This is a genomic window from Rhizobium sp. Leaf311 (assembly GCF_001423445.1).
Lineage (GTDB): Bacteria > Pseudomonadota > Alphaproteobacteria > Rhizobiales > Rhizobiaceae > Agrobacterium.
In genome coordinates this window covers 423,745-439,225 of sequence record NZ_LMNZ01000001.1, presented here as the reverse complement: position 1 = coordinate 439,225, position 15,481 = coordinate 423,745, and the positions used below count along the sequence as shown (strand labels likewise).

The following is a 15,481-nucleotide window of genomic DNA, read 5'->3' as shown; positions in this document are numbered from 1 at the left end:
TGCTCAGGCTGTTCCACTCATGCGGGCATTCTGAATTCAGAAAAACGCCGCTGTCAATCTTTCTTCTTATAAGAAAATGATGAAGTTCGGTCGTAGAGCCAATAGTAGTTATTGACCATCTGGCTGGTGCGTCTCATGCGGAAACCAACCGTCGCAAAAGCCAGCAGAACGACCACGTCCATCAGGTAGTAGAAGCCGTCCAGCATGGGCCCTGCAAAGAGCGCATGGTGCAGAAAGCGCATCACAACACCCAGGAGAAGCGTGTAGATAACCACACGCGGATATTCGTCCCAGCTGTCGGCAACCGACTTTCCGGTCCGCCATGCCGTCCAGAAACCGAGAAGAACAACCAGTCCGCGCAGCACGTAGCGAACACCGCTGTCACTTTCGAAAAAAAGTCCCTGCATCTTTTTCCCCATCAGCGCCCTTGGCAATTTGCCGCAGACCTGCCTTTGTTTCTCGCCCGCCGTTTCCCGGCCGGCATTATTGTTATGTCTTTTGCCCGTGCCGATGCCAGAAACACCGGGGGCCGTATCGATCCGCACCCGCGAGGCGGACGCGGAGAGTCTCAGTGGCGACCGCCTTCGAGATAGGCTGCGCGCACTTCCGGATTGGCCAGAAGCTCCTTGCCCGACCCGCTCATCGTGACCTTGCCGTTGACCATCACATAAGCACGGTCGGAAAGCTTCAAGGCCGCGAAGGCGTTCTGCTCCACGAGGAACACGGTTAGACCTTCCTCCTTGTTGAGGGTCTTGATCGCCTCAAAAATGCCCTTGACGATCAGCGGCGCGAGACCAAGCGAAGGCTCATCCAGCAACAGCAGCTTCGGCCGCGACATCAGCGCACGGCCGATGGACAACATCTGCTGCTCGCCACCCGAAAGCGTGCCGCCGCGCTGGCTCTGCCGCTCTTTCAGACGAGGGAACATCGTAAAGATCTTTTCGACGTCCTCTTTGAAGTGCTTGAGATTGTCGAGATTGGCGCCCATCTGGAGGTTTTCCAGAACGGTCATGCGCGGGAAGATGCGACGTCCCTCAGGAGACTGTGCGATGCGGCGTCGGGCGATCAGGTGTGTCGGAATTTTCGTAATGTCTTCGCCATCGAAAATCACCGAGCCGGTTCGCGCCTGCGGGCTGCCGCAGATCGTCATCATCAGGGTTGACTTGCCCGCACCATTGGCGCCGATAAGGCTGACGATTTCGCCGCGGTTGACGACGACATCGACACCGGCCAACGCACGAATGTTGCCATAATAGGTTTCGACATTCTGGACTTTGAGAAGGGGTTCACCGGACATCAGACCGTCCCCCCGCCGAGTTCTTCTGCAATCACTTCTTCCACTTCATCATCTTCGACACCGAGATAGGCGGCGATGACCTTGGGGTCGTTCTTCACGTGATCAGGCGTTCCATCGGAAATCTTCTGGCCATATTCCAGCACCACGACGTGATCCGAAATCTCCATGACGACGGACATGTCGTGTTCGATGAGAAGCAATGACGTGCCCTCGGCCCGGATGCCGCGCAAAAGATTGTTGAGCGCCAGCGATTCCTTCGGGTTGAGACCCGCAGCAGGCTCGTCCAGGCACAGCAATTCCGGCTCGGTGCACATGGCGCGGGCAATTTCCAGACGACGTTGCGCGCCGTAGGGAAGATCGCCAGCCGGATCGTCTGCACGATCGGTCAGCTCTGCCTTGTCCAGCCAGTATTTGGCCTTTTCGATCGCCGCACCGGCAGCCTTGCTGTAGGTCGGCAATCCCAGGAGCCCCAGGATCGTGTAACCCGATGCCTTCATCAGCGTGTTGTGCTGGGCAACCAGAAGATTTTCCAGAACAGTCAGGCCGGAAAACAGCCGGATGTTCTGGAAAGTGCGCGCAACCTTGGCTTTTTTAGTGATCTCGAAATCGGGCAGACGCTCGAGGAGATGCTCCTCGCCCGTCTTGCGCCGCATGGTGATCATGCCCATCGTCGGCTTGTAAAAGCCGGTGATGCAGTTGAACACGGTCGTTTTGCCAGCTCCGTTCGGTCCGATCAGCGCGGTGATTTCGCCGCGACGAGCCTCGAAGGAGAAGTCGTTGATGGCCATCAGGCCGCCGAACTTCATGGAGAGATGCTCGACCTTGAGAATGGTGTCTTTTGTCATTGCAATGTTTCCGGAAGCCATCAGCCGTGACCTTCCTTGGTGAAGGTGCCGGAGACCGACTTGCGTTCTTTCAGGAAGGCCGTTGGTTCACGCGAACCGACGAAACCGCGCGGTTTGAACAGCATGACGATGACCATCGCCAGACCGAACAGCAGCATGCGGTAAAGTTCCGGCGTGAAGTCATTGCCGAAGACGTGCTTGAGGAATTCCATCTCGCGCAGCAGCTCGGTGCCGCCGACCATGACGACGGCGGCGATGGCGATACCCGTCAGAGATCCCATGCCGCCGAGAACGACGATAGCGAGAATGACGGCCGATTCCAGGAAGACGAAGCTTTCTGGCGAGACGAATCCCTGACGTGCGGCAAAGAAGGAGCCCGCAAAGCCACCGAACATGGCACCGGTCGCAAAGGCGGTCAGCTTGGTCTTGACGGTGTCGATACCGAGCGAACGGCAGGCGATTTCATCTTCGCGCAACGCTTCCCATGCGCGACCAATCGGCATGCGGCGCAGCTTGATCGTCACGTAGGCGGTCAACATGCATAGCAGCAGAATGACATAGAAGAGGAAGATCTTGTAATAGGCCGACGACATCGACAAGCCGAAAGCCTTGGCGAAATTGTTGGGCGCGCCGACATCGAAAGACCAGATGCCGAAGACGGATGCCTTGGCGATGCCGGAGATACCGAAGGTTCCCTTTGTCACCTCGGTCCAGTTGAGCAGGACGAGGCGGATGATCTCACCGAAGGCAAGCGTGACGATGGCAAGGTAGTCACCGCGCAGACGCAGGACCGGGAAACCAAGGATGATGCCCCAGAAAGCCGCCAATATGCCGGCCATTGGCAACAGCACCCAGAAAGACAGGCCAAAGTAACTGGACAGCAGTGCATAGGAATAGGCACCGACGGCGTAGAAGGCGACATAGCCGAGGTCCAGCAGACCGGCGAGGCCGACCACGATGTTCAGACCCCAGGCCAGCATCACATAAATCAGGATCTGGATCCCGAAGTTGTCGACCAGCTTGAGGGAGCCCTGATAACCGAAGAGACCGACGGCGATTGCGGGATAGATCAGCAGGAAAACGAGGGCAATCTTCAGGAAGTGCTTATGAAAAAAGCCCTTCTCTTCGGAAATCTCCAGCACGCCCGACTTCGCTTTCGCCAGCTTGCGGCGATTGAGATGCGGACGGATGAAGCCGACGACCAGAAACCGGCCAATGGCTGCGATTCCAACGAAGATCGCCAGAAGGCCCCAGCGCGTGCCCCAGATCAGCTGGTTGTTGATGTCCTGATAGGTCACGACACCGACGTAGAGAATGAACATTCCCAGCGAGACGACGCCCGCAAAGAGACCCTCTTTTACAGCTTGCGCCATGAGGTTCGAATCGGATGATCCATTTTCGGAAGCAATGTTCGCCATGATATCAAACCTTCTCGACTTCCGGACGGCCCAGAATACCGGTCGGCTTGAAAATCAACACGAATGCCAGGATTCCGAAGGCTGCGACATCCTTGTAGGCGATGGAGAAATAGGCTGACCACAGGCTCTCGATAAGGCCGATGAGCAGGCCACCCAGCACTGCGCCCGGAAGCGACCCGATGCCGCCCAGAACGGCTGCCGTAAACGCCTTGACGCCTGGAATGAAGCCATCGTTGAAGGAGGCGACGCCGTAATACATGAGGTACATGGTACCCGCCACGGCAGCCAGTGCAGCACCCATGACGAAGGTGATGGAAATCGTGCGATCCACATCCACACCCAAAAGGGCGGCCATCTTGCGGTCCTGCTCGGTCGCACGCTGGGCGCGGCCAAGCGGCGTCTTGTTGACGATGTACCAGAAGGCAAACAGAAGCACGGAGGTGATGACGACGATCAGCAACTGCTTGAGAGAGATGGTGATGGCGCCGAAATGGTAGACATCAGTAACAAGCGCCGGGATCGGCTTGTTGCGTGGGCCCTGCGTTACCTGAATGAAGTTGGACAGGGCAATCGACATACCGATGGCGGTAATCAATGGCGCGAGCCGGAACGAACCGCGCAACGGCCGATATGCCACGCGCTCGATGGCCCAGTTCCACAGGCCGGTCATCAGCATTGCAACCACCATCATCACCAGAAGAAGGATGACGACGGGAATGCCTGCAAAGAACGATGTAAGAATAAGGAAGACGATCAATGCGGCAAAGCCGCCAAGCATGAATATATCGCCATGGGCGAAGTTTATCATGCCGATAATGCCGTAAACCATCGTATAGCCAATAGCGATAAGGCCATAGATCGATCCAAGAGTCAGCCCGTTTATGAGCTGCTGGATAAAGTACTCCATATCTTTCCCCCGGACCCACTCTCAACGGAACAGGTCTCGTTTTATGTTGATGCCGGGGGCTGCATTTTCTGTCCCCCTTGGTTAAAACCCATATCGCGTTCGAAAGAAATGTGAAGTCAAAAATCTGTAAAACAGCTTATTATTTAGGATTTCCCCATCGAATGCCGAAGCAAGGCACATAACGACCATATTTTTGGCAGATCCTGCCGTAAAAAGCAGCTTGCACGGCGCGTTGAAGCACTATGCTGAGATATATTTCGTCCATCAGATTGCTCGCGTTGTCATGCGGCGCTCAAGAGCGTATGTCGTGTCGCTGAGAAAGCACGACCGGCAAAGGGACCTCCATGCTCGACATTTTGACTGCGGCGACCTTGAAGGCAGGCCGGGAAATCATGGCGGTTCACTCGGCAGGGCCTCACGTCACCTACAAGAACGATTGTTCGCCGGTCACCGAGGCAGACCAGAGAGCCGAAACCATCATCCTTGAAGCCCTGGCAAGCCACTTTCCCACAATTCCGGTCATTGCCGAAGAGGCTGCAGCAAACGGCATCGTGCCCGACGCCGGTGACGAATTCTTTCTGGTGGATCCTCTTGACGGCACAAAGGAATTCATTTCCGGCAAGCAGGATTTCACCGTCAATATCGCTCTTGTGCGTGATGGTGTCCCGGTCATGGGCGTGGTCTATGCTCCGGCACTGAAGGTGCTCTGGACAGGTGATGGTGATATCGCCTGCAAGGTTCACATTTCCGATGACTTCATGCAGACGGATGCCCGCAAGGTCAGGTGTCGCGCAAAGCCGACGATACCCATTGCCGTCATAAGCCGTTCCCACTGTACGCCCAAAACAGAGGCCTTTGTGGCCGAGCATGGCCTGATCGACAGCATTTCGATCGGCTCGTCGCTGAAATTCTGCATGGTCGCCGAGGGGGCAGCAGATGTTTACCCCCGCTTCAGCCGCACGATGATGTGGGACACAGCTGCCGGCGATGCCGTTCTGCGCGCTGCCGGAGGCGTCACACTGGATATGGCGGGCATGCCACTGCGCTATGAACTTCACGACCACGCGGGCGATGGTGACCGGCTGGCAAACCCAGATTTCATCGCATGGGGCGCTGCGCCTTAAAAAAATTTCAGCATTTCATTCACACCCTCTGATCTGGCCTCACAATCTTCCACGCAACGGAGATTGAACCATGAGTGAACAGACATCGAGACTCGGACTACCCTATATTCTGCCCTCACAGGCGCAGAAGCACGTCACCCACAATGAGGCACTGCAGAAGCTCGACGCGGTCACCCAGCTTGTGATCCAGGGCGAGTTGGCCACACCGCCGCAGGCGCTGGCGGATGGCGATTGCTTTCTGATCGCCGCCAACCCGACGGACATCTGGGCACAAAAGGCTGGCCAGCTGGCATTCTGGCAGGATCTGACATGGAGCTACCTCACGCCAGCAGAAGGTTGGCGCGCCTGGTTTGTCGACAGCTCCCGGATGAAGGTTCTCTATAACGGCCAGTGGCAAGACGCCCCCCTGCCCGCCACCGCCTCCTTTCGGCAGTTGGGCATAGATGCCACGCCCGATAGCGCCAACCGATTGATCGTTTCCTCGCCCGCCAGCCTGTTTACCGCCGCCTCCACCGGCGGCGGACACCAGATAAAGGTCAATAAGTCCAGCCCCGTCGATACCGCATCGCTGCTGTTTCAATCCGGTTGGAGCGGACGTGCAGAAATGGGGCTTTCCGGAAACGACAGCTTTGCCATTAAGTCATCGCCGGATGGTTCTAACTGGAAGACTGCCCTTGCCGTTTCCGACAAGGGCCACGTCCTGACGCCCGAGCGCCCTGTCGTGCGGGCCGGACGTGCGAGCGGAAACGTGTCTCATGCAAGCGGCTCCCTATCCGGCTTCACGGATCTGACCCTGCAGCAAGGCAACTTCGTGCTCGCAGATATCGTTACAGGTACGCTGAAGGAGCTGAAGGTTCCTGCAACCGGCCTGTATCTGGTCACGCTTTCGCTTTCCGTGGTATCGTCCTCGGGCCACACGGTCAGCATAAGGGTCAATGGCACGACCAGTGCACTCGCAATCAACGGAACCACATCCGCGGCAAACAGCATGCAGTCGGTGAGCTTCGTGGCAGCATTTAACGAAAATGACCGCATCTCACTTGCACATAGCGGCACCTGCCAGCTTGCCTATGGTGCTGGAAAAACCGAAATTTCGCTCGTGATGCTGTAAATTCCTCTGACGGCCTGTCATCGCGCCTTGTGGTGACAGGCCGGTCGTAACGCAAAACAACGCCAAGCTTCGGTCTTGACGAGGCGATAGATGCTGGCCGCTAACTATCCGTGAATATTACACAATCCGAATAAACTGCACATTTGCTTCTTAGGACATGAAAAAATAACAAAATGAAATTTTCTTTTGGCCGCAGGAATCCAGCAAAACTCGAACAAATCAAGCGAAACCATTCTAATTCTTAATAAATTGTCACGGGATGCTTAGGTAATTTTTAAAGGTACGGTCTTAAAGTGCGTCTGCATATGGTCTTGAGTTTGTGTAGAGTGTCCAATGACCGAAATGATACGCCCACGAGTTAAATATGTCATCGGCCCCGATGGCAGCCCTTTGACGATTGCCGACTTGCCCCCTGCGGATACCCGCCGCTGGGTCATCCGTCGAAAGGCAGAGGTTGTCGCTGCGGTTCGAGGAGGACTATTGAGCCTCGAGGAAGCCTGCGAACGTTATACGCTGACAGTAGAGGAATTCCTTTCCTGGCAGTCCTCCATCAGCGACCACGGTCTTGCAGGCCTGCGTACGACACGCATCCAGCAATACCGTCACTAATTTCTTCTTCCCTTCGAAGGGAAGTTGTGACCGGCGAGGACGCGTCACCCATTTTCCGCTCAGGCGGGAATGCGTGGCGCGCTTTTGTTTGCACGGATGGCGCCCAAGCTGAGATGCTGCGGTTAGAACTCTTAAGGCTGTCAGGCTGGAACTAGACGCGCGGTCGTCCCCGCCTTTGCTGTTGGCATATCTCCCAGCGACCTGCACACATAAAAAAGCCGCCCGTAGACCGGACGGCTTTTTGCATTTTGGCAGAGAGAAACGAGCGCGCCGGAAAGATCAAAGATCACGATGGCGACAAGACATGCCGTCGCGTCATTAAAAGCAGCCTCCTGATCCACTGGCCACCGTCAATGAGGACGATTCGTTTCTTCCGCCGGTATCAGGCGCGTGCGCGAATCGCTACGTCACGATTTTCCAGCGCTGCGGCTTTTTCGTATTCGGCCTGCACTTCTTCAAGAACAGCTTCGGCGGCTTCTTCCTGCATCTTCAGTTCACGAATGGAAACCTGCAGATTGTCGGCACGCTGCCGGGCTGCTTTCGCAAAGGTTGGATAGGCGAAATGCGTGGGATCGGTAATTCCCGATTTGCTCTCCTCCAGAGAAATCTGATGGACCAACTCCTTGGCCATTCGTTCGAATTCGGACATCATCGACTGCAATTGCTGCAATTGACGACGTTTTTCGTTGACCTGAAATTCCTTCAGGCGAATTAGGCTGTCACGCGACTTCATACGCAATACTCCGTGGATAGCGAGACCCCGGTCATAACTCGAACCGACCCTTCACTCCGGCTGTACCGGAATGATTCTGAAAAGTTACCCGACGTTAATAAAAAATTGGCGTCGTTAACCTTTCGTTTACGGGCATCGTTAATGATAAGGCAGATCATTTAAAGGTCGGTAAATGCCAAGCCCGAAAAACAGCGGGCACGACAATGTAAGAGTCGATTGAGTCACTTAGCGGGATTCGTTCACGTTGGGATTCAAGTTTGGTGATGCGGATTCGCGTTGAATAACAGCAAGCTGGAGCCACTATTTAATAAATTCTACACACCTTGCCAAAGGCAATTAGAATTTGTTAACCATTTGGTGGCAGCCTGCAAATCAGGCAACGACTGGATCCGTATCGCGCAAAAGGCAATCATTACCTTCCGCGGGCGGCAAAGGGGATAATTATGCGGGTTCTACTCATCGAAGACGACAGCGCTACAGCTCAGAGCATCGAGCTGATGTTGAAGTCCGAAAGTTTCAACGTCTATACGACCGACCTCGGAGAGGAAGGCGTGGACCTTGGAAAGCTCTACGATTACGACATCATTCTGCTTGACCTCAACCTGCCCGACATGTCGGGCTATGAGGTACTGAGAACGCTTCGTCTTTCCAAGGTGAAGACACCGATTCTCATTCTCTCCGGCATGGCAGGCATTGAAGACAAGGTTCGCGGCCTCGGTTTTGGCGCGGATGACTATATGACCAAGCCTTTCCACAAGGATGAGCTTGTTGCACGCATTCACGCCATCGTCCGCCGCTCCAAGGGCCATGCGCAGTCGGTTATCGCAACCGGCGAGTTGATTGTGAACCTGGATGCAAAGACGGTCGAAGTCGGCGGTCAGCGCGTTCACCTCACAGGCAAGGAATACCAGATGCTGGAGCTGCTTTCGCTCCGCAAGGGCACCACGCTGACGAAGGAAATGTTCCTGAACCACCTTTACGGCGGCATGGACGAGCCCGAATTGAAGATCATCGACGTCTTCATCTGCAAACTGCGCAAGAAACTCGCAAATGCCGCAGGTGGCGCAAACTACATCGAAACGGTCTGGGGCCGTGGCTACGTTCTGCGCGAGCCGGATGGCGCGACCGAGTATCTCGAAACAGCCTGACATTCTCCCAAGCATACCCGCTAACGAAAAAACCGCCCTCCTCCGGCGGTTTTTTTGCTTTCTGATCACCGTTTCATAAGCACAGCCTTCAAAATCAGCATATCGCCAAGGTGCAGACATGACTTTCCGAGACGCGAACCTGTCAGATGCGGCCAGCCTTGCGGCCATATCCATGGAGGTCTGGGTCGGCACCTACCTCAGGAGGGGCGTCAGCAACTTCTTCGCCGATTATGCGCTGCGCGAATTCACGGCTGCCCGGTTTCAGAGCGCTCTCGAAAGCGACAGGGACCATATTATCGTGTCGCAAAACACCGATGGCATCGACGGTTTTATTCGGCTTTCGCTCGATAGCGAAGCGCCCATCGACGCATGTTGCGGGCTGGAAATCAAAACGCTCTACGTCCAGCCAAGGCACCACGGACGGGGTATCGGCAAAGGTCTTCTCAAAGCCGGTTTCGACAGATGCGCGCAACTGGGTATCCAGTCGGCGTGGCTGACGGTGAATGCCGAAAACACCGCCGCGCGTGATTTTTATCTGGCTCTCGATTTCAGGATCATCGGGCAAACGCATTTCCGCATCGGCGATCAGGCCTACCCGAACGACATCATGCAGCGAAAACTCATCTGAGCCACTCACCTAAGCCCATGCAAAAAGGGCCGCTCATGGCAGCCCTTTTTGCATCTGGTATCTCGCGAATCAGGCAGGCTCGACTGTCGTTGCCGTGAATACGACGCGGTCCTCATGGACCTTGTATTCGATTGTCATGCCCGCTTCCTGCGCCATCAGCAGCGTGTAATAGGGCTGAACGGAATGGGCATCGATGGCTTCTTCCTCGGTGCCTTCGGAAAGCTGCGCAAATTTGGCCGGCACACGCATCATGCGGCCTTTGACGGTGATTTCGAAGCGCGCATCCGTTTCAGGATTTTCCAGGACGACATCGACGTTGCCGCCGCGTGGAATGGCGGCGTATGCCACCAGAAACAGATTAAGCAGCAACTTGACCCGGTTTTTCGGCACGATTGCGCGCGGACCGGTCCAGCTGACTTCCGCCTTCTTTTCTGCTGCAGCAAAATCCTTGGCGGCCTTTTCCGCTTCGCCTGTGTCGATGGAAGCACCGGCGGAACCGGAGGCACCAAAAGCAAGGCGGGCAAACTTCAACCGTACCGAAGCGTTGAGCGCAGATGTCCTGATCAGATCGAGTGCGTCCTCATCGGAGCCACCTTCATCCAGAAGCTCCAGTCCGTTGTTGATCGCTCCGACTGGCGAAATCACATCATGGCATACGCGACTGCACAGCAGGGCGGCCAGATCGGGACCGGACAGCGTCAGATTTGGTTTGCTCGTCATAAAATTCTCTCCTGCGCAAGGCTGCGCGGACCGTGTGGAAGTTATTAAGCCATAATGACACCATATTTGGTAAACCGATTGTTAATATCATGGTTTCAAAATACCAAATGTCTTAACAGGGCAAAACGAACAGAACAGACGGACGGAATTGACGATGCGACTTAACGAACTCCGCACCATTGCACGCCTCGGACTGGTAAAGATCTTCGTGGTACTCGCGAGCCTTTGCGTGTCTGCGGCCAATGCCTCGGCCCAGAGCAGCGATCAATATTCCTTTCAGGAAATTATCGACGCTGGCCACGGTTTCTTCGGTGAAACCACCGGAGGTCTGGCAAAGGTGGTGGAACGTGCTTTCCAGCAATATGGTTTGCCCAACGGTTATATCCTCGGCCAGGAAGGTTCGGGCGCTTTCGTGGCAGGCCTGACCTATGGCGAGGGCCAGCTCTACACCAAGAACGCTGGTCAGCACCCCGTCTTCTGGCAGGGTCCGTCGCTGGGTCTGGACTATGGTGGACAGGGCACCCGCGCCATGATGCTGGTCTACAATCTTCCAGCCGTGAACGCGCTCTATCGGCGCTACGGCGGCGTCAGCGGCTCTGCTTTCATCGTGGCGGGCGTTGGCATGACGGTGTTGAAGAACAGCGACATCACGATCGCCCCGATCAGAACCGGAATCGGCGCACGGCTCGGCATCAATGTCGGCTATCTCAAGCTGACCCCGCAGCCAACCTGGAATCCCTTCTGATTCGCAATCGCGTGAAATCCGCATAAAATAGCGCCTGGGCAATCTAATGCCTGGCGCAAGATTGGCATGACATGATGTCTGCCAGCAAAAAAAGGCCCGCAATTGTCTGGACGTCGGTGCAGTTTCGAGTTGCGTTATCTTGAGTGGAGACAGCCTGCGTGATCGAGTATGCCATTCTTTTCGGCCTGGGTTTTCTCTCCGCCATCCTGCTGGTCTCGCTCATGGCTCCCGCCATTCATCGGCGGATTGTCGTCTATACCGAAAAGCGAATCCGCGCGACGATGCCAATCAGCCCGCAGGAAGTGCGGGCGCAGAAAGATATGGCCCGCGCACTCTATGCCGCCGAAAACGCCCGCACACGCCAGGAACTTGAATCAGAGCGCGAGAAGGCCCTCTCGCTCAAATTCCGCAACGACTCTGCGGTCAACGATGCTGGCAGGCTTCTGACCGAGACCCGTGAACTCAAACAGCAGCTCGAAGAGATGACGCTGGAGGCAAGCGAGCTCAGGGCCAAGGCCCGTCGGCACGAGGACGCCGCTGCCCGTCTGAAGGCAACGCTGAACGACGCGGAAGAAACCGCCATCGCCCGCACACAGGAAATTTCTGATCTCGCCAGACGCCTGAGCAGCATTTCGCGCGAACTGGACGACCTCAAAATCTCGCTCTCGGCACGAGACATCGAGGTGGAGCAGGCCAAGCACAAGACCGCGACATGGCGCAAGGAACGCGAAGCGTTGACCCGCGAGCTGGAAGAGGCCCACGCCAGGAACCGCGAATCGGCCAACCTCCTCAATCGTGAAAGCCGCAAGATTGCCCGCCTCGAGGAGCAACTTGCCCAGGAAGCGGCCCGCAATGCCGATAATGACATGTTGCTGGAACGTCGCACCAGTGAAGTGGCGCGCCTCAAAGAGCGGCTTGCAGGCAATTCTTCGGGTCCCACCACGACACCTGCGGCCGTAACGACCCCAATCATACAATTGGGCACCGCTTCCCAGAGCGCGGAGCATATGACCCGCGAAATCGAAGATATTCGCAACCCGGGAACGGCGCTGACGGAGCGGCTGCTCAACAGCAGGGGCAGCGGCAATGACGAGGCGATCCGCAACGAAATTGCACAGATTGCCGCGCGCATGATTGCCCTGACCGCCGCCCAGGAAGGCGCAAACTCTCCCATCCCCGATCTTCTGGCCAAAGCCTCGGGTGAAGGTGCTCGAAAAAACCTGGCAAGCCGCGCAACAGAGGCCATGTCACAGCGCCGCAACTAGGATTTTCCGTCGATTTTCCCAAAATGACGCAGTTTATCGCCTAAAATAAGCGATGAATAAAATTGTAGCTTTCAACTTAAAGGCCCTGAAAAGCCTGTCCCCTAATGTCGTGATCACTGGAGCCGATAGCACCGGTACACACGAAACGCGAAAGAGACCGGCGGGCAAGCTGGCCGACGCAAGAAACGGGGTAAGACGATGCTCAAGAAACTTTTTGCTGCCACGCTTTGCGGCGCTGTGATCGCTTCCTATGCACCCTATGCCGATGCTGCCGGCCCCGGCGGGTTTGCACGCGGATTTCAAGCGATCGAACGCAAAGCTGTTTTGACGGTAGTCCCCCTGACGAGCGCCGACCGGATTGACGTTACCCGCGACCAGGTGGCCTCTGCGCTCAACGCCTATTTCGACGATTTCGTGCAGTCCCACACAGCAGACTGACAGCCTCCTCCAAGATTCATGACAAACTTGCCGCCGTTTCCTTCAGGGAACCGGCGGTTTTTTCCTTTCCGCCACGGCGATCCCGCCCAGCGTCAGGAGAAGCGCGATAACCTGATAGGGGTGCAAGGTTTCGCCGAGGATGAGCACCGACAGAAATGTGCCAAACACGGGAATGAGGTTGATGAAGAGCCCGGCCCGGTTGGGACCAATACGCTCAACGCCCAGAATGAAGAATATCTGCGCGATCAGAGAGGCAAATAGCGCCGTATAGGCGGCAATGACCCAACCCTTGAGATCGGGCCACACCGCCGTTTCCTGCGCAACCTCCCACCACATCAGCGGCACGGAAGACAACATCGCAGCCATCGCAGGGATAGCCATCAGGCTGCGCCAGTTGATCGGCGGCTTCCAGCGCAGCATGACGGTGTAGATCGCATAGGAGAGAACGGCGAGCAGCATGATGGCATCGCCGACATTCATCTCCAGTTTCAGCAGGGACAGCAGGTCTCCATGCGATGCCAGAAGACCGACCCCGGCCATGGTCAGAAAAAAGCCGACGATCTGCCCGGCAAGGATGCGCGTTCTAAACAGGATGAAATTAAAGGCGAATATCACCATGGGGATGCCGGCCTGGATGACCGCGACATTGATGGCGGACGTATATTTCAGGGCCGTATAAAGCGCGGCGTTAAAGCACGTATAACCGACGGCGCCCAAGGCAAAGAAATAGGGCAACCGGTTTCGCACCAGCGGCCAGTCGCGTATCAGTTGTGGTACGGAGATCGCCGTTATGGCCGCGACCGCGAGCGTCCAGCGCAGAAATGTCAACACCATGGGGCTGACATGGCCGACAGCCATCTTCCCGGCGACGGCGTTTCCGCCCCAGCACAGCGTGGCGATAACGAGGACAAGATAGGCTTTTGACGACACGGACAATTCGACTTTCAAATGAAGAACTGCCGATGTTCTGCACCGCCGATTCGTCTTCCGCAAGCGCAGTTAAGGCCAACTGAACGGAGCGGGACAGGAATTCTTCCGTAAAAAGCAAGGTTTTGCACGACAAACAGGGTCGCTTTCCGCAAAACAACGCAGTATACATTCGCGGGTTTGAGTTAGGGGCGTCTTGGCGCCAGGAGCAGGAAAGCAAGAAATGACGAATGTCGTGGTGGTCGGCTCGCAATGGGGCGATGAAGGCAAGGGTAAGATCGTTGACTGGCTATCGGAGCGCGCAGACGTTGTGGTGCGCTATCAGGGTGGCCACAATGCAGGTCATACACTTGTCATTGACGGCGTCAGCTACAAGCTGTCGCTTCTGCCCTCCGGTGTCGTACGCCCCGGCAAGCTTGCCGTCATCGGCAACGGCGTCGTTGTCGATCCCCATGCGCTGATCGCCGAAATCGGCCGTCTGGAAGCGCAGGGCGTGAAGGTTACTCCTGAAAACCTTCGCATCGCCGACAATGCGACGCTCATCCTGTCGCTGCACCGCGAACTGGACGGGATGCGTGAAGACGCAGCCTCCAACAGCGGCACCAAGATCGGCACGACGCGTCGCGGCATCGGCCCTGCCTATGAAGACAAGGTCGGTCGTCGCGCCATTCGCGTCATGGATCTGGAAGACAGGGAAGCGCTGTCGGCCAAGGTCGATCGCATTCTGACGCATCACAACGCGCTACGTCGCGGTTTTGGCGCAGCGGAAGTCAGCCATGAGACGATCATGGAAGAATTGACGTCCGTTGCCGAGCGCATTCTGCCTTTCAGCGAAACGGTCTGGCTGCTGCTCGACAAGAAGCGTCGCGCTGGCGAACGCATCCTGTTTGAAGGCGCGCAGGGTTCGCTGCTCGACATCGACCACGGCACCTATCCCTATGTCACCTCTTCCAACACGGTGGCTGGACAGGCTGCGGCTGGCTCCGGCATGGGGCCGGGCTCGCTCGGTTACATCCTCGGCATCACCAAGGCTTACACGACCCGCGTTGGCGAAGGCCCCTTCCCGACCGAGCTGCATGATGAGATCGGACAGTTCCTCGGCGAAAAGGGTCACGAATTCGGCACCGTGACAGGACGCAAGCGCCGCTGCGGCTGGTTCGACGCCGCACTTGTCCGTCAATCGGTTGCGACCAACGGCATCACCGGCATTGCGCTGACGAAGCTCGACGTTCTCGATGGCCTCGAGGAACTGAAAATCTGCGTCGGCTACAAGCTGGACGGTCAGGAAATCGAGCATCTTCCGGCTAGCCAGGGTGCGCAAGCGCGGGTAGAGCCAATCTACATCACGCTCGAGGGCTGGAAAGAATCCACCGTCGGCGCCCGCAAATGGGCGGATTTGCCTGCTCAGGCTATCAAATACGTCCGTCAGGTCGAGGAATTGATCGGTGCACCCGTCGCACTGCTCTCCACAAGCCCTGAGCGGGACGACACAATACTTGTGACTGATCCATTTGAGGATTAAAGTCCTCGGCGATCGAGATTCATAAACCATATCGGGCCAGTACG

Annotated in this window: 17 protein-coding genes; 9 read left to right on the top strand and 8 right to left on the bottom strand. The window is 56.4% G+C overall.

What is annotated here, in order from left to right; translation table 11 throughout:
* Positions 1–53: 53 nt before the first annotated feature.
* The 5 genes from ASF69_RS02115 to ASF69_RS02095 all read right to left on the bottom strand — a co-directional run bounded on the left by ASF69_RS02115 (position 54) and on the right by ASF69_RS02095 (position 4,467).
* Positions 54–407 (bottom strand): DUF6867 family protein, encoded by a 354-nt coding sequence (locus tag ASF69_RS02115; RefSeq protein ID WP_062585592.1) that lies wholly within the window; start codon positions 405–407, stop codon positions 54–56.
* A 161-nt stretch (positions 408–568) separates the two neighbouring features.
* Positions 569–1,297: an ABC transporter ATP-binding protein gene (locus ASF69_RS02110; protein ID WP_062584854.1), complete on the bottom strand. Its 729-nt coding sequence runs from the start codon at positions 1,295–1,297 to the stop codon at positions 569–571.
* Entirely contained in the window at positions 1,297–2,142 is an 846-nt protein-coding gene (locus ASF69_RS02105; RefSeq protein WP_244475365.1) for an ABC transporter ATP-binding protein, read from the bottom strand. The genes ASF69_RS02110 and ASF69_RS02105 overlap by 1 nt, the downstream gene beginning before the upstream one ends.
* 20 nt (positions 2,143–2,162) lie before the next feature.
* On the bottom strand, positions 2,163–3,560 hold the full coding sequence (gene livM, locus ASF69_RS02100) for a high-affinity branched-chain amino acid ABC transporter permease LivM (protein WP_062584849.1): 1,398 nt from the start codon (positions 3,558–3,560) through the stop codon (positions 2,163–2,165).
* A gap of 4 nt (positions 3,561–3,564) precedes the next feature.
* Positions 3,565–4,467: a branched-chain amino acid ABC transporter permease gene (locus ASF69_RS02095; protein ID WP_062584847.1), complete on the bottom strand. Its 903-nt coding sequence runs from the start codon at positions 4,465–4,467 to the stop codon at positions 3,565–3,567.
* 344 nt (positions 4,468–4,811) lie between these two features.
* On the opposite strand from ASF69_RS02095, the gene cysQ reads away from it, so the two are divergent.
* The 3 genes from cysQ (at position 4,812) to ASF69_RS02080 (ending at position 7,311) form a co-directional block, all read left to right on the top strand.
* Positions 4,812–5,591: a 3'(2'),5'-bisphosphate nucleotidase CysQ gene (cysQ, locus tag ASF69_RS02090; protein WP_062584845.1), complete on the top strand. Its 780-nt coding sequence runs from the start codon at positions 4,812–4,814 to the stop codon at positions 5,589–5,591.
* Positions 5,592–5,661: 70 nt separating this feature from the next.
* A complete protein-coding gene (locus tag ASF69_RS02085) occupies positions 5,662–6,702 on the top strand; it encodes a DUF2793 domain-containing protein (protein ID WP_062584843.1) in 1,041 nt (346 codons plus the stop codon).
* Between the two features lie 333 nt (positions 6,703–7,035).
* Complete coding sequence (locus ASF69_RS02080) at positions 7,036–7,311, top strand: DUF1153 domain-containing protein (RefSeq protein WP_027675777.1); 276 nt, start codon at positions 7,036–7,038, stop codon at positions 7,309–7,311.
* 382 nt (positions 7,312–7,693) lie between these two features.
* Here ASF69_RS02080 and ASF69_RS02070 read toward each other — a convergent pair whose 3' ends face one another.
* Positions 7,694–8,044, bottom strand: coding sequence for a flagellar export protein FliJ (locus ASF69_RS02070; protein WP_062584838.1), 351 nt, complete (start codon positions 8,042–8,044; stop codon positions 7,694–7,696).
* Positions 8,045–8,487: 443 nt separating this feature from the next.
* Between ASF69_RS02070 and ctrA the strand changes: the two genes are divergently transcribed.
* Both ctrA and ASF69_RS02060 read left to right on the top strand, forming a co-directional pair.
* Positions 8,488–9,192 carry a cell cycle two-component system response regulator CtrA gene (gene ctrA / locus ASF69_RS02065; protein ID WP_027675781.1) on the top strand — a complete coding sequence of 235 codons (705 nt, stop codon included), beginning with the start codon at positions 8,488–8,490 and terminating at the stop codon, positions 9,190–9,192.
* A gap of 118 nt (positions 9,193–9,310) precedes the next feature.
* Entirely contained in the window at positions 9,311–9,820 is a 510-nt protein-coding gene (locus ASF69_RS02060) for a GNAT family N-acetyltransferase (RefSeq protein ID WP_062584836.1), read from the top strand.
* A 69-nt stretch (positions 9,821–9,889) separates the two neighbouring features.
* On the opposite strand, the gene ASF69_RS02055 is transcribed toward ASF69_RS02060, so the two are convergent.
* Positions 9,890–10,540 (bottom strand): histidine phosphotransferase family protein, encoded by a 651-nt coding sequence (locus ASF69_RS02055; protein WP_062584834.1) that lies wholly within the window; start codon positions 10,538–10,540, stop codon positions 9,890–9,892.
* A 148-nt stretch (positions 10,541–10,688) separates the two neighbouring features.
* Here ASF69_RS02055 and ASF69_RS02050 point away from each other — a divergent pair, with 148 nt between their 5' ends.
* The 3 genes from ASF69_RS02050 (at position 10,689) to ASF69_RS02040 (ending at position 12,988) form a co-directional block, all read left to right on the top strand.
* Positions 10,689–11,285 (top strand): EipA family protein, encoded by a 597-nt coding sequence (locus ASF69_RS02050; RefSeq protein ID WP_062584832.1) that lies wholly within the window; start codon positions 10,689–10,691, stop codon positions 11,283–11,285.
* A 158-nt stretch (positions 11,286–11,443) separates the two neighbouring features.
* Positions 11,444–12,550, top strand: coding sequence for a hypothetical protein (locus tag ASF69_RS02045; protein ID WP_062584829.1), 1,107 nt, complete (start codon positions 11,444–11,446; stop codon positions 12,548–12,550).
* Positions 12,551–12,748: 198 nt separating this feature from the next.
* On the top strand, positions 12,749–12,988 hold the full coding sequence (locus ASF69_RS02040) for a hypothetical protein (protein WP_062584827.1): 240 nt from the start codon (positions 12,749–12,751) through the stop codon (positions 12,986–12,988).
* A gap of 42 nt (positions 12,989–13,030) precedes the next feature.
* On the opposite strand, the gene ASF69_RS02035 is transcribed toward ASF69_RS02040, so the two are convergent.
* Positions 13,031–13,918, bottom strand: a complete 888-nt coding sequence (locus tag ASF69_RS02035) for a DMT family transporter (RefSeq protein ID WP_062585590.1) — start codon at positions 13,916–13,918, stop codon at positions 13,031–13,033.
* A 220-nt stretch (positions 13,919–14,138) separates the two neighbouring features.
* Here ASF69_RS02035 and ASF69_RS02030 point away from each other — a divergent pair, with 220 nt between their 5' ends.
* Positions 14,139–15,437: an adenylosuccinate synthase gene (locus tag ASF69_RS02030; RefSeq protein WP_062584825.1), complete on the top strand. Its 1,299-nt coding sequence runs from the start codon at positions 14,139–14,141 to the stop codon at positions 15,435–15,437.
* Positions 15,438–15,481 lie beyond the last annotated feature (44 nt).

What these genes read in the sequence shown, in the direction of transcription:
- ASF69_RS02115 (WP_062585592.1), bottom strand. Translation starts at nt 407, where the DNA reads ATGCAGGGACTTTTTTTCGAAAGTGACAGCGGTGTTCGCTACGTGCTG.
- ASF69_RS02110 (WP_062584854.1), bottom strand. Translation starts at nt 1,297, where the DNA reads ATGTCCGGTGAACCCCTTCTCAAAGTCCAGAATGTCGAAACCTATTAT.
- ASF69_RS02105 (WP_244475365.1), bottom strand. Translation starts at nt 2,142, where the DNA reads ATGACAAAAGACACCATTCTCAAGGTCGAGCATCTCTCCATGAAGTTC.
- livM (WP_062584849.1), bottom strand. Translation starts at nt 3,560, where the DNA reads ATGGCGAACATTGCTTCCGAAAATGGATCATCCGATTCGAACCTCATG.
- ASF69_RS02095 (WP_062584847.1), bottom strand. Translation starts at nt 4,467, where the DNA reads ATGGAGTACTTTATCCAGCAGCTCATAAACGGGCTGACTCTTGGATCG.
- cysQ (WP_062584845.1), top strand. Translation starts at nt 4,812, where the DNA reads ATGCTCGACATTTTGACTGCGGCGACCTTGAAGGCAGGCCGGGAAATC.
- ASF69_RS02085 (WP_062584843.1), top strand. Translation starts at nt 5,662, where the DNA reads ATGAGTGAACAGACATCGAGACTCGGACTACCCTATATTCTGCCCTCA.
- ASF69_RS02080 (WP_027675777.1), top strand. Translation starts at nt 7,036, where the DNA reads ATGACCGAAATGATACGCCCACGAGTTAAATATGTCATCGGCCCCGAT.
- ASF69_RS02070 (WP_062584838.1), bottom strand. Translation starts at nt 8,044, where the DNA reads ATGAAGTCGCGTGACAGCCTAATTCGCCTGAAGGAATTTCAGGTCAAC.
- ctrA (WP_027675781.1), top strand. Translation starts at nt 8,488, where the DNA reads ATGCGGGTTCTACTCATCGAAGACGACAGCGCTACAGCTCAGAGCATC.
- ASF69_RS02060 (WP_062584836.1), top strand. Translation starts at nt 9,311, where the DNA reads ATGACTTTCCGAGACGCGAACCTGTCAGATGCGGCCAGCCTTGCGGCC.
- ASF69_RS02055 (WP_062584834.1), bottom strand. Translation starts at nt 10,540, where the DNA reads ATGACGAGCAAACCAAATCTGACGCTGTCCGGTCCCGATCTGGCCGCC.
- ASF69_RS02040 (WP_062584827.1), top strand. Translation starts at nt 12,749, where the DNA reads ATGCTCAAGAAACTTTTTGCTGCCACGCTTTGCGGCGCTGTGATCGCT.
- ASF69_RS02030 (WP_062584825.1), top strand. Translation starts at nt 14,139, where the DNA reads ATGACGAATGTCGTGGTGGTCGGCTCGCAATGGGGCGATGAAGGCAAG.